At 58.8% G+C, this 12,515-nt stretch carries 10 protein-coding genes; 8 read left to right on the top strand and 2 right to left on the bottom strand.

Annotated features, from left to right (window positions below):
* The first annotated feature begins 2 nt into the window (after positions 1–2).
* From ACI2KA_RS01910 to ACI2KA_RS01875, 8 genes are all read left to right on the top strand, one after another.
* Entirely contained in the window at positions 3–1,913 is a 1,911-nt protein-coding gene (locus ACI2KA_RS01910) for an AAA family ATPase (RefSeq protein ID WP_404498697.1), read from the top strand.
* Positions 1,914–3,222: 1,309 nt separating this feature from the next.
* Positions 3,223–3,381: a hypothetical protein gene (locus tag ACI2KA_RS01905; RefSeq protein ID WP_404498695.1), complete on the top strand. Its 159-nt coding sequence runs from the start codon at positions 3,223–3,225 to the stop codon at positions 3,379–3,381.
* A 73-nt stretch (positions 3,382–3,454) separates the two neighbouring features.
* Positions 3,455–4,225 (top strand): hypothetical protein, encoded by a 771-nt coding sequence (locus tag ACI2KA_RS01900; RefSeq protein WP_404498694.1) that lies wholly within the window; start codon positions 3,455–3,457, stop codon positions 4,223–4,225.
* A 2-nt stretch (positions 4,226–4,227) separates the two neighbouring features.
* On the top strand, positions 4,228–6,561 hold the full coding sequence (locus ACI2KA_RS01895; RefSeq protein ID WP_404498692.1) for a hypothetical protein: 2,334 nt from the start codon (positions 4,228–4,230) through the stop codon (positions 6,559–6,561).
* Between the two features lies 1 nt (position 6,562).
* Positions 6,563–7,504: an AAA family ATPase gene (locus ACI2KA_RS01890; RefSeq protein WP_404498691.1), complete on the top strand. Its 942-nt coding sequence runs from the start codon at positions 6,563–6,565 to the stop codon at positions 7,502–7,504.
* Positions 7,505–7,508: 4 nt separating this feature from the next.
* The gene (locus tag ACI2KA_RS01885; RefSeq protein ID WP_404498689.1) at positions 7,509–8,978 is read left to right on the top strand and encodes a TniQ family protein; all 1,470 of its coding nucleotides are present in this window, start codon (positions 7,509–7,511) and stop codon (positions 8,976–8,978) included.
* A 116-nt stretch (positions 8,979–9,094) separates the two neighbouring features.
* Positions 9,095–11,014 carry an ATP-dependent nuclease gene (locus ACI2KA_RS01880; protein ID WP_404498688.1) on the top strand — a complete coding sequence of 640 codons (1,920 nt, stop codon included), beginning with the start codon at positions 9,095–9,097 and terminating at the stop codon, positions 11,012–11,014.
* 72 nt (positions 11,015–11,086) lie between these two features.
* On the top strand, positions 11,087–11,434 hold the full coding sequence (locus tag ACI2KA_RS01875) for a hypothetical protein (RefSeq protein ID WP_404498686.1): 348 nt from the start codon (positions 11,087–11,089) through the stop codon (positions 11,432–11,434).
* Here the strand turns inward: ACI2KA_RS01875 and ACI2KA_RS01870 are convergent.
* Both ACI2KA_RS01870 and ACI2KA_RS01865 read right to left on the bottom strand, forming a co-directional pair.
* Positions 11,414–11,806 carry a hypothetical protein gene (locus ACI2KA_RS01870; protein WP_404498684.1) on the bottom strand — a complete coding sequence of 131 codons (393 nt, stop codon included), beginning with the start codon at positions 11,804–11,806 and terminating at the stop codon, positions 11,414–11,416. The two genes, ACI2KA_RS01875 and ACI2KA_RS01870, sit on opposite strands and share 21 nt — an antisense overlap.
* A gap of 302 nt (positions 11,807–12,108) precedes the next feature.
* Positions 12,109–12,477 (bottom strand): hypothetical protein, encoded by a 369-nt coding sequence (locus ACI2KA_RS01865; protein ID WP_404498682.1) that lies wholly within the window; start codon positions 12,475–12,477, stop codon positions 12,109–12,111.
* Between the last annotated feature and the right edge of the window lie 38 nt (positions 12,478–12,515).

Here is a 12,515-nt window from a genome sequence, read left to right as displayed (position 1 = left end):
CAATGTCCTACAGATCAATCAATCGGCCGAATTCGCCGCCGCATCTTGCTATCGAAGTTGCAAAATGCGGTGTCCGTCGTGCCCTTCGGCCTTTCCTACGCCGTAAAAACCTGGCTTTTATCGCTGTTCTCATCGCCCCCGAGAACACGGCTGACTATTATCGCCGGGCGGTGTCGAGCCTCATCGAGGACCCCGCGAATGCGGATGAATATGGCAACGATCCTGCCGTAGCATTCACTGTCGGCGAGTCCACCATTGACGCGCGCTCGTTTTATGGCCGGATCAAGTACGCGCGCCAGGTGGTAATCATTACCGAGAAGCGAGAATACCCGCCTGCGGATTTCCTCGCGGGAGCCGATCTGGTCGCCGACATTGCCAGCCCGACGACCGAACATTTCATCGCTGCGGCCCGGAAGGCGAAGGTCCCCGGCATGACCGAGGCGCATGCTGAATTCCTATCGACGAAATCGTTTGACGCGATCCTGGTGTCGATCAGACCCACGCGACCGCTTATGAGTTCGGTGCGCCAGATGAAACGAATGGAGGCTAAACCCGTCGAACCGACGCCGAAGGTATCGTCCGCGGCTGGGCTCGAAGACATGCATGGTTATGGAAAGGCCAAGGATTGGGGCATTCAGCTTGCGGAAGACCTACGGGCGTGGCGCGCCGGCAGGATCGGTTGGGATGATGTCGATCGCGGAGCCTTGCTCTTCGGCCCACCCGGCTCTGGTAAAACACGCTACGCCGAGGCGCTTGCCAAGTCCTGCGACGTGAAGCTCATCAGCGCTTCGGCCGCGAGATGGCAAGCCAATGGCCATCTCGGCGATTACCTGAGGGCGATGCGTGCTGCCTTCTCCGATGCCGCGAAGTCCGCGCCTTGCATCCTGTTCATCGACGAGGCGGATAGCTTCGGCGATCGCGAGGCGGGCGGCGACAGCGACAATCGCGACTACCGCCGCCAGGTAATCAACGGCCTCCTCGAATGCCTCGACCCTGTGGAGGGGCGAGAAGGTGTCGTTGTGGTTGCCGCCACCAACAATCCCCGCGCCATCGATCGCGCTCTCCTTCGCCCGGGAAGGCTTGAAACCGAAATTGAAATCCCCTTGCCTGACGCGCAGGCAAGGCTGGCGATCCTTCGTTACCACCTTCGCGAGGACCGGATTAACGGCGATCTCTCCGGTTTCGTTTCCGGAACGGTCGGCTGGTCCGGGGCTGATATCGAAAAGCTCGCCCGGGATGCACGCCGACTTGCCCGACGCAGCGGTATGTCTCTCGACGAGCGTGTCCTCATGCAAGCAATGCCTGCGCGCTATCTCCTGAGCGATGTGGAATTGCTCCGCATCGCCGTTCATGAGGCGGGCCACGCCATTGTCGGTTCCGTGCTTGGCTCCGAAACCCTGATCTCTGTGGGCATCGCGCGCGAGGTTCCCGTCTCCGGCGGGATCGGTAGGGTGGGCACGACCTCCTTCGTTCCGTACCTGGGCGTGGTCAGAAACGCTTCCTACTACGATGACTGGATCGCGATGCTTCTGGCCGGGACGGCCGCAGAGATGGTCGTGCTCGGCGACAGAGCCGACGGTGCCGGCGGCGCGCCGTCCTCCGATCTTGTACTGGCAACCGATGCCGCGACCCGCGTTGAGCGGCAGCTCGGACTCGGTGAAAACCTTTCCGCCGACCTCGGTACGGGCGATCGCCCGCTCGAGCACCTTCGGGCCAGCGACCCCGAACTGCGCGGCCTTGTGGAGGCGCGTTTGAAAGCTCAGTTCGACCGGGCAGTTGTTTTGCTCTCCGGGTATCGACCCCAACTCGATCGTCTGGTCGAATTGCTCCTTTCGAACGGTACCGTGCCGGGCGCGCAGGTTCTCGGCCTCCTCGAAGAACCGGTCAGGAATGCCGCATCCGTCAGGACGTGACGGCTAACGGCGGGTGTCCCGGCCCTCTGGCCACGGGCCGGGACACCGATTTTGAAGTCGGGAAATAGGTCTCCCGTGGCTGGAATCGGCGAATTCGCAACGCGGCGCGGTCCCGAAGGAGAAAAAATAGGAAGACTTGGCGAATTGGTTAACAAGTCGCCTACGCGGACCCTCTACCGGCATAGGTTGCAGGGAGGCGGTTGCCGCGCCTTTGCCGCGACGGGAGACCACAAGGATTTAATTCAAGAACTCGGTTGCGACGAGTTCCTGAATAATCGCGGTCGGGAATTTCAGCGGAATTCCTTGTCGCGGACCAGCAGGCGATGCCTATCGAAACGAAATGGAGGATTTGACATGCCCTCGACGGACAGGATTTCCCTAAACCGTTTTGCGCCCCGCGAAAGCGAGCCTCGATTTCGTCGGCTCGCTCCTTGCAAGGCAAGAGCCCTGCAGGAGAGGGCTTTGACAGCCCCGCGCGGCTACCACTGCCGGGTAGCCGATGACATGATGGGGGCCTCGATGGCGGCCTCGGATACCGCCAGTCGGAGCGGCGAATCCTTCGGCGCGGTTGCAGCAAAACACGGCCGTTGGACGACCAAGGATTCAACGGCGAGTTCTAGGATTTCTTATGAAAAACAATGCAATCAACGAGTTCTTGAATTTCCGCTGGTCGTCGCTCACGACCGAAATCACCCACTCACCCCCGGCGAACGCGTAAAGGTTGAGTGCCTAGCCGCCGTAAGCGGAAAACGGAGGATCAGGCGCGTTCCGGCGATCTTGTGTGAACCCAGCCCTGCGGCCTATATCACTTTCATCGACGCCGCAGCGATCTCGAAAAGCGAGGTGCCCGCGGGGTCGGAAACGGAAATGGGCCGCCCGGCAAGGCGACCCATTTTAAGGCGGCTGGACCTGTTAGCGCAGGTGTCAGCCCGATGGCTCCAACTGAAAGGAAAAAAGCCATGGCGAACAGTTACCCCGGCTAATCGGGCAATTCAACAGGAAAACCGGCTACCTGGGCTGATGACGCGTAAAGCGTTAACGGCACCGGCGGAGCCATGTCTTCCAACGGACCGCCTGTCGGTTTCCGGGGTACCTGTCGCGGAAATGGATCGCAGGGCGGACGTCCGGGCAACGGAACGAATAGGCGGGCGGCACTGGCCGCTCGCTTCCGCTCCGCCCTGACCCCGCCACCGGCGGCGACGGTCGAAGCTTCAATGATATCCACGGCTGACCCCGCGAAAGCGGACAAGGCCCGAAAGTTCCCTCGCAGGTCGCCGCTGGCAGCGGACGGCAATAGGAGAGTGCGTCCATGTTTCTCGTAAAGCACGCCATCACCAAACGGGTCTTCCTCGGCTCCATCGAGTTCGATCTCGACGGTTTCGACGACATTAGCCGGATCGAACTCGAGGAGGAGCTTCAGCGCCTCATCTGCTCCGTGTCCGGCCGCCCCAACCGCGAAGGCCTCTGATCGCCACCGCCTGGGGCTGCCCGGCCCCAGGCGGATGTTACGTGACCAGCTCGCCCATTTAAGGAGACAGAACATGGAACTGATGGATTTCGGTCCGCGGCACCTGCCGCCCGCGCTCTTCGCTCATGCGCATGTCCCCTTGTGGGAACCCGAATGGGGAACGATGTACCGGACGCTCCCGGTAACGTTCCCCACCGACAAGGCCGCAGGAGGGCAGATCGTCGCCCGTCTTCCTCTGATGGCAGACGGCCTCGTCCACCTCGACACCGATCCAGCCATCAAGGCCATCGCCGCTTACCCTATGACTATCGAGTATTTCTCTCCCAGACGGAACAACGCCTCCGTGAAGCGCGAACACGTCCCCGATGTCGCCGTCCTCAGGGCTGACGGGAGCGTCGTCTTCATCGATTACGTGCCAGTTAACGAGCAGGCCGAAAAGGCATGGGTTGCCAAGCGCACGCAGGTGCTGCGAGCGCATATCGAGGCGCACCACGGATGCTCCTACGCCGTTCATGACGAACTCTGTCTCCTCGCCAAGCCGCTCTTCCCGAATTTGAAGACCATGTGGGCGCACAAACCGGGTCCCCTCGATCTGCCTGAGGCGCAACTCATTATCAGGGCCGTCCGCCGTCATCGCTTTCCGTCGATGCTCGGCACCTTGAAACGCGCGCTGCACGCTGATCCCGATCTGAGGTCCGTCTTCCGTCGGATCGACGTTGATGGCGTGGACCTGGCATTCACCGCCGTGATGCAGATGTGTTTCCTCGGCGAACTCGACATCGACTTGTCGAAACCGTTCTCGCCTACGACGGGTGTCTTTGCCCTCAACCTGAGGGGTGCCTGATCATGGGTATGGACAGGTTCGACTTTACCCGTCCCTTGCAGGGGGTCGTGACGCAGGAGGATATCCCGCCAACCCCGCTCTATGCCGTTTCGTCTCAATGCTATGAGATGCGGGAAAAGGCGGTCTATCACATCTTCGACGAAGCCCGAACCCTCTACACCGCCTACCAGGTCGAGGAGTGGGTGAGGCTTGGCACGTCGGAAAACGACAGGGTTATCCGGTTGAGGTCCCCTCTCAACGCCCTGGTGATGCACCTGTCGAACTGGCAGATCGCAAAGCTCGAGGCCGACAAGCGTATTGTTCCCGCCACCACGGTACCGACCGCCGCCGACGGCGGTGTCATTCCCGGCTACGCGCTGTCGATCACCGGCAACCGCAAGGTGAAGGCCGAATGGTATCTCTTGTATATCGACGAGGTCCTCAAGGCTCACGGGAGGTATTGTAAGGGCGGCCATTCCCGCAAGGTCATGGAGCGGGCAGTCCGTGATCTGGCCGAACGCCGGGGCGAGAAGCCGCCGTCGATGACGGCGCTGTACGAGAAGCTCGCCCGGATCAGGCATCAGCGCGACTTCGACAGGCTTGCCGCCGTCGCCGACCGTCCGCGTCGGGGCAATTGCAACCGCCGAAAGCCGAACCGCGCCGAAGAGGCCGTGCACGAGGCCGTTGAGGAGACACTGTTCGTCAAGGGCGACTGGAACGGCGTGAAAGCGCTCCTCTACAAGTGGACCAGGCCCGGAGAGAAATATGCCGACCTGCCGAACCTCGTCGAGAAGATCGGCGAGGTTGAGCCTCTCATGCCGGACCGCACGATCCAGCGCCGTCTGGCGGCCGTGGACCATTTCACGCGCGACAGTCTCGTCTACGGGGACGAGTTCGCGGAGAAGAAGTACGCCGACCGCATCACCCAGATCAGGCCGGAACATGTCCTCGATATCGTTGACGTCGACCACACGACGCTGAATATCGTCGTGTTCGGCGAGGGTGCCGCTTTCGGTCGACCTGACCTTGTGCTCTTCCGCGACCGATACTCGGGCATCATCCTCGGCTGGGCCATCACCTTTGGACCGCCGTCCTACGAGACGTTCCTCGAAGGTCTTCTTCACGCCATGTCGCCAAAGGAAGCGGATACCCTCCCGGAGGGTGTAGTCTATCGTTGGTACGGTCGGCCGTTCCGGCTCGGCGTGGACAACGCCAAGCATCTCGTGGGCCTCAATATCAAGGAGGCGGCGGCCCAACTCTTAATGCAAACTGTTGCCTATCGCCCCGGCCATCCGTGGGAAAAGGGAGCTTTGGAACATCTGTTCCGCGTCCTCGACGTCAGTCTCGTCGAGCGGCTTCCCGGCAGCACCGCGATGTCTCCCGAAGAGCGTCTGAAATTCGACGACGATCGTATGAAAGCACTCCCTCATATCGACATTGCGGAGCTGAACGGCTTCCTCGCCTACTATTTCGCCAACGTGTATCACCCCGATCCGCATCAGGGCCTCGGCGTCATCCCGAGCCTGTCAAAAGCGCCTACGGAGCTCTGGTCGGAAAGCATCGCGAACGTTCCGCCGCGGCCGCTGCAGGACAGCTCCATTCTGGTCCGTCTCGCAGGCGATACGCGCGAGGTCGGCATCACCGACCATGGTCTGATCCGTTGGGGGAACCTCGAATACCAGTCGGCCGGAGCCAATGCGCTCAAGCTGTCGGCCCGCCGTAAACGTGGCGAGGGCAAGTATCACGGCACCAAGTTCCGCGCGGTACGCGATCCGGCCGACCTCGGGAAAATCTGGGTCGAAGTCCCGTGGGAACCTGGCCGCCACATCGAGGTGCCGATCAGCGGGGCCTATGCACGCTATGCGACCGGACTGAAACTCTATCAGCATCGCCTGATCGTCGCGCACCACCGCAAGAAGTCCAACGAAGCGGCCAATGCCCCGGCATTGATGGCTGCCAAGGCCGACCTGATGCAGACGATCGTCGACACGCACGCACGTCGTAGAAAGCATGGAACCGCCACGAAGCTCGCCCGCTTTGTCGCACGGCAAGCAACCCGTATCGAGCGCTCGAAACCCGTGGTCGTTGAGGAAGGCGTCGTCACCCGCCGTCTGGACGTTGCGAAACCCGCAAGGGCACATCGGCTGACCCCGCGATCCCCGCTCGCCTCACCCCGTATGCCGACGCCGCGAATCCCCGACGCCGAGTACGGCGATCAAGAGGTCACGGACATCGCCCCCGAAACCGTCAATGCCATTGTGGACGAAACGCCCGTAATCCCGACGTCGGGACCAGTTTCGCTCCCTCTAAACTCCATCGACGACATCGCCGCCCGCAACGAAGAATGGGAGGACTGACATGACCAAGTTCCACGAAAATCCTTTGAGGACCCCCGAAGAACGCCTTGCCGCGGCGGCAATGACGGTGCCGGAAAGACAGGCGATGATCGAGCGCCTTCTCTACAAGTACCCCGTCTTCAAGAAGGGCGAGAAGTTTATCCGCGGCTTCCATTTCCCGTTCGAGGGCGGCTCACACGGGACGGGCAAGATCGGCGGCCTCCTCGGATCGTCCCGCGCCGGGAAATCCACGATCTGCGCCTACTATGCGGCGGGTGTCGACAAACCCGGCCCCGACGAAGACGGCGAACGCTATCCCGTGTTGCATGTTACGGCCACGGACCAGACCACACCATCGAGCTTGGCAGACACCATCGCCAGCGCGACCGGCATGCGATCATTGCCTGCCAAGATCAAGACGCAGGCGCGCATGAACATGGTTCTCGACCGCCTCCGCCAGATGCGCACCGAACTCGTCATCCTCGACGATGCGCAGTTCCTGTTCCTCGGGCGCACCAGGTCTTATCTGTCCGGTTTCCAGAGTTTTCTCAAGCAGCTCGCGGACCTTGGCACCCTCAATGTCCTATTGGTCGGGGAGGAGAGCGTTCACGACGTCATCGCCGGCGTGGACTACCTTGAGGGCCGCGGCGGATTCAAGCGCGAGGTTCTGAAGCCGCTGGGCGACGCGGGTCAGGAATTCGACGACTTCAGGCTCTTGCTTAGCAAGATCGATGCGAGGCTGCCGTTCAAGGAGGCGTCCATTCTGCATGGAAGTTCGGCCGTGGCCGCCGACGTCCACGCTTTCACGGGCGGTTCGATCGGTCGGGTCATGAACCTTGTCCGTGATGCCGCGGCGATCGCAATGAACGATGGCGCGAGCTGCATCATGCTCGACCACCTGCGCCGCTCCTCCGAAACGCTGGTGCGTCTCGGCGATACCCGCAACTATTTCCGGAGGGCCTGAGCACATGAATGTTTCCCCGTCGATGTACCTGCCGTTCTCCAACTGGAGCCTGAAACCGAAACTCGGAGAACCTGCGCGCGGGTATTTTCTGCGGCTGGTTGCCAACGAGGGACACTACAGCGCCAGCGTCTACGGAAACGAGGTCGGCATCAACGGGCGTTGCCTCCTTGCGGAAGAAACCCTCGACACGCTTCTAAAGCTGCCGATCAGCGACGAGCACAAGGCCGCCGTCCGCTTTTATAGCCCTCAGGCCGATGGAGCTTACTACGACCTCGGCGGCCAGCGTCTCAGGAAGAGGCAGATGACGTTCAGCACCCGCAGGTTCTGTCGGGCATGCCTGGCGGATTCGCCGCATCATCGGGTTTGGTGGGATATTTGCGCCTTCAGGGCCTGTCCCGAACACGGCACGCCTATCGAGGATACTGATGCCGCAGGACAACCAGTCGGCTGGTGGTGGGCCGATGTTGCCTGCGACACCAATGGCAACCCACTTGCCGAATGGGCACCGTCGCAAGCAGACCAGCACGACCGAACACTGGAGGCGTTTATCCTTGAGCGCCTCGGTGTAAAGCCTGCCACGGAATGGCCGATCCTCCAGCAATACAGTCTCTACGAGATCATTGAAGTATCGGAATTCCTCGGAAGGTGGCTGGGTAATGAACATCGCACGGACCCGCCTTCCGAAACGCGCAGCAATCAGTCCGCTGGAATGGCCGCCTTGGCTGGTACCCGTGAAGACCTCGTAGTCACCTTGCGGTCGTGGTTTGTCGAACATGTATCTCCTGCCCTTCGAAAGAAGGGAAAGACCGTCGGCATGGGATGGGCTCACATCGCAATTGTGAACTACTTGCACACATATCCAAGCTCGACACTCTGGAAAGAATTGCGAGAGGCGATCAACGAGGCGTTCGAACCGATCGGACGAAGGGGCAAGCGGAAATTTCGGGAGACGGCAGACTTCTATACCGAGCGCGCGCTATCGAAGTTCGCCGATAGCATCGACGTCAGATTGGATGCTCTGATTCCGTTGGCGCGCCATGTCGGCGTAGTCAGGAACCTGGCCAAGCCATGGGAACTGTCGACTACGGATGAAGGCATCCTGAAGGCGGCCATCGCCGATCTTGTGCCCACGGCCGAAGTATCTTGTATCCTGGCCGTAGAAAGCTGGGCTTGGCAAAGTCTCGTCGGCACTGGGAGACTTGCTGTCTTCGCGCATTTCTCTCTTGGCCGCATGTATCTTCGAACGGATGTCGAGCGCCTTCTCGGAAATGTCCTCTCCATGGCGTCCCAGACGGCACAGGGCACGACAGTATCCCTCCGCACTTATGCGCGTAGGCACGCCCTCTCGATCGGAGATGTCGTCGCAATGATCCTCGAAGATTGTCTGGTGATCGTCCGGGAGAATAATACTCGTCCTGGGTTGCGTGCGATCCGGGTTCTTGCTCACAATCGGACAAAAGCATCAGTAGTATGAATTTCGCACGCGCGTATCAACATTTCGGGTGAAAACCCGAGAGCTTGTCTGCGGGCTATTGCAACCAAGAACAGCGGCATACATCATTCTTCAAGCTATGAATGCGGGGGAAATAGATGCGCCTTCGGACTGTCCAAATCAATAACTTCAAGCATATACTTGACTCCACCTCAGTCGAAATCGACGAGAGGATTACTTGCCTCGTTGGCAAGAACGAATCTGGCAAATCTGCATTTCTCGAGGCATTACGCCGTCTCAAACCTGCCCAGGGGGCGGTCCAGTTCGATTCAGCGAAACACTATCCGGCTTGGCTTGAAAAGAAGCATCGCCGCGAGGCCAAGGCCAACGGTGAGGACCTCGACGATACGATTCCTATCTCAGCGACTTTCGACCTTGAGCCGAAAGACCACAAGGTAATTGAGGCGTTCTTCGGCCCCGGAGTCTTGAAGTCTGAGCAGTACACATATGAACGTCGCTACGACAACACACGTGTCGGAACCTTCAACACCGACGAGAAGACAGCGGTAGCGAATTTTCTAGGCAAGCATGATTCGGCCCGTGTGCTCCCGAAGCTGGGTTTGTTTGAGAGTTTCGAGGATTTGCGTGCGGCGCTCGAAGCCTATGAGGACGATGAAGAGACCGACACCTCCGCCGAGCGCAAAGTCTTGAAAACAGCCATCGACGAGCTTTTGCCGAAAAATGCAAAGATGCGATCCGTGATCGCGGCAAAACTTGCCGAATTGGTTCCCAAATTCTTCTACTACAGTGATTACAGCAGCCTCCCGAGTAGAGTTCCTATCAGGGAACTGCTGAACGCCGATCCTGATACCCTGGACGAGAACCAGCAGACAGCCCTAGCGTTGCTGCAGCTTGCTGAGTTCGAAAAGGATCATCTCCTCGATACCGACTACGAAACACGGAAGAGGGAACTGGAAAATACTGCAAACGAGCTGACGCGCGAGGTGTTGGCTTATTGGTCGACTAACACCAATCTGCGTGTCCTCATCGACCTGACGATGAAAAAAGAGAACAACGGGAACTCCAACAGCCCTGTTGTCGATGAATTGCAGGTTCGCATGTACGATGACAAGCACATGCTGTCCTTGCCCTTCGACGAGCGTTCCTCTGGTTTTAGGTGGTTCTTTTCGTTTCTTACGGCGTTCTCGCGCTACGAATACGACAGCACGCCCGTCATCATATTGCTAGATGAGCCGGCACTAAGCCTTCACGCCAAGGCCCAGAAGGATTTCCTCCGGTTTATCGAGGAACGGTTGTCGAAGCGATGCCAAGTCATCTACACCACGCATTCGCCATTTATGATCCAGCCAAACCACATCGAGCGAACCCGTCTCATCGAAGATAAGGGTATCGAGAAAGGTGCCGTTATCACGGCAGACGTCCTGACCACCGACAGGGACACCCTGTTCCCGCTGCAAAGCGCGCTGGGATACGACATCGCCCAGCACTTATTTATAGCGAAGGACAATCTGGTTCTGGAGGGGCCGTCAGACTTCATCTATCTGGACACGATCTCCCAGCATCTGAAATCTGCAGGTCGGACGGGCCTGCATGAACGGTGGTCGATGATGCCGATCGGCGGCGCGGACGTAATTCCCGCCTTCGTGGCGCTTCTCGGAAACCATTTGGATGTCACCGTCCTCGTCGATTCCCGCAAAGAGGGGCATCAAAAACTCACATCCTTGGCGAAGGCAGGCTTCCTGGCGGACAAGAGAATTATTACCGTCGGCGAATTAACTGGTTCCAGCATGGCCGACATTGAAGACCTGTTCGATGTGGACGACTACATCGACCTCTTCAATGGTGCGTTCGGGAAAAAGCTCAAAAAATCGGAGTTGAAAGGCTCCGATCCGATCGTTGTTCAGGTCGCGAGAGCCATTGGCGAAAAACGGTTCGACCATAATAAACCAGCGGATCACCTCATGCGAAACAAGGACAAGCTTCTCGGCAAATTGTCGGAAACGACGTTGGCGAATTTCGAGAAGCTGTTTTCGAGGATCAATGAGACGCTTGATTGAATATCTTTTCGCGTGCTTGTAGCCGGCGGATAGCCAAGTGAAGATTGGGCTATCCGTTGGAGGAAAAATGAAATGACTGGAGTGATCGTCACTTTCGACCCATATATCGGTGCCGCTTTTATCGCGGCTCGCCTCGGACAACTGAGCTCTGTGCGCTATTTTACGTCGCTGCCATTTGATCCCGACTATATCGACGATGAAGTGCAGGAGCGCCTCGATCAACTTTCTGCCTTTGTGAAAAGGGCAGAAGCAATCGAGGCTGACTTCGGTCCAGGTGCAATCCTGGACCTCGATCATGAAGAAATCACCCAGTTGATCGCCGACGGCGTGATAAGCGGCGAAGACGTTCGAAACGCGAATGCGTATCGAGCAAGCCCCAAATCAATGACCGCCCCCCAGTTACTTGAATTTCGGGCCTGACGGAATTTGGATGCATTTTTTGTTCACTTCGCTCAACGAACTGCCCTTTGCCGTGAAAGCCATTCCAGCTCGCCGCAGAGCGATATAGACGAGGCCGGTCTCGGGATCGTTGAAGCTGATAATTACGAAGTCTTCGACCCAGTCCCGTAAATCGTAATCGTATTCGATCTTGTGGATGCTTCGCTCACGGTGCGCTTGCAGCGTTGGCCTCAGCGTCGTCGTTTCAACTACTCTGTTTTGGATTTGACCTTCGATATAGGCCACCGCATTCCGAGCATCAGAAATGTCATCGAATGCTGACGTGATGCTCCCGTCCGATGCTCTGCCAAAGAACAAAATCCTGTTGTCGTACTCAAAATATCCAATGTGCATGGCGTTCTCCGTTTCGTCTCGGACCTACCAGCGTTGCGTTTATACGGTGTAAATAGAGGAATCCGGACTTATATGGCGATCGGTCGTTCGAGTCCCGTTTCATGTGGCGATGGGTCCGGGTTTGAAATGTGGCCGATGGAGAATTGTTTAAGGAAAACAATGTTGCCGAGTTCGGGATTATCTGGCGACGTACAATTTTCTTTTAAAATCAATCGCTTGATTTTTTCTGCGCGCCGGGTGTCTTAATGCCGGCGCGCGATCTGGTCTGCTTCCATGGCAGGCCAGATCGGCAGTTTTCAGGGTCAGTTGCAGACCCGCATGCTTTCGGTGTGCCAGCCGCCATCATAGGAATTGGGAACGCGGCGGTCTTCGAACCAGCAGCGCGGCGGGGGCGGCGGCGGCGGTTCGTAGTAACGGGGGCCGTTATTGTTGGCGATGGCGCCGCCAATCAGGCCGCCGATGACACCTGCGGCAAGGCCGCCGGCGATTGCTGCGCCGTCATTGTGGCGGCGGTGTTCGCGGTAGGGCGGCGGGGGCGGTCCGCCACGGTCATAACCACGGTCGTAGCGCGGACGATAGGGATAATCCTGCGCGGCGGCAGTGCCGTAGGATGCGAAGACGCTGCCGGTGGCAACCAGCGCGGCAAGGGTGGAAAGAATGATCTTTTTCATCGGGGCTACTCCATAAGCCTGCTTTGGGAGATAGAGGC

It is taken from the genome of Agrobacterium sp. NPDC089420 (assembly GCF_044900305.1).
GTDB lineage: Bacteria > Pseudomonadota > Alphaproteobacteria > Rhizobiales > Rhizobiaceae > Agrobacterium.
The sequence above is the reverse complement of the archived record's forward strand: the minus strand, read 5'-3'. Positions and strand labels throughout refer to the sequence as shown.

What these genes read in the sequence shown, in the direction of transcription:
- ACI2KA_RS01910 (WP_404498697.1), top strand. Translation starts at nt 3, where the DNA reads ATGTCCTACAGATCAATCAATCGGCCGAATTCGCCGCCGCATCTTGCT.
- ACI2KA_RS01905 (WP_404498695.1), top strand. Translation starts at nt 3,223, where the DNA reads ATGTTTCTCGTAAAGCACGCCATCACCAAACGGGTCTTCCTCGGCTCC.
- ACI2KA_RS01900 (WP_404498694.1), top strand. Translation starts at nt 3,455, where the DNA reads ATGGAACTGATGGATTTCGGTCCGCGGCACCTGCCGCCCGCGCTCTTC.
- ACI2KA_RS01895 (WP_404498692.1), top strand. Translation starts at nt 4,228, where the DNA reads ATGGGTATGGACAGGTTCGACTTTACCCGTCCCTTGCAGGGGGTCGTG.
- ACI2KA_RS01890 (WP_404498691.1), top strand. Translation starts at nt 6,563, where the DNA reads ATGACCAAGTTCCACGAAAATCCTTTGAGGACCCCCGAAGAACGCCTT.
- ACI2KA_RS01885 (WP_404498689.1), top strand. Translation starts at nt 7,509, where the DNA reads ATGAATGTTTCCCCGTCGATGTACCTGCCGTTCTCCAACTGGAGCCTG.
- ACI2KA_RS01880 (WP_404498688.1), top strand. Translation starts at nt 9,095, where the DNA reads ATGCGCCTTCGGACTGTCCAAATCAATAACTTCAAGCATATACTTGAC.
- ACI2KA_RS01875 (WP_404498686.1), top strand. Translation starts at nt 11,087, where the DNA reads ATGACTGGAGTGATCGTCACTTTCGACCCATATATCGGTGCCGCTTTT.
- ACI2KA_RS01870 (WP_404498684.1), bottom strand. Translation starts at nt 11,806, where the DNA reads ATGCACATTGGATATTTTGAGTACGACAACAGGATTTTGTTCTTTGGC.
- ACI2KA_RS01865 (WP_404498682.1), bottom strand. Translation starts at nt 12,477, where the DNA reads ATGAAAAAGATCATTCTTTCCACCCTTGCCGCGCTGGTTGCCACCGGC.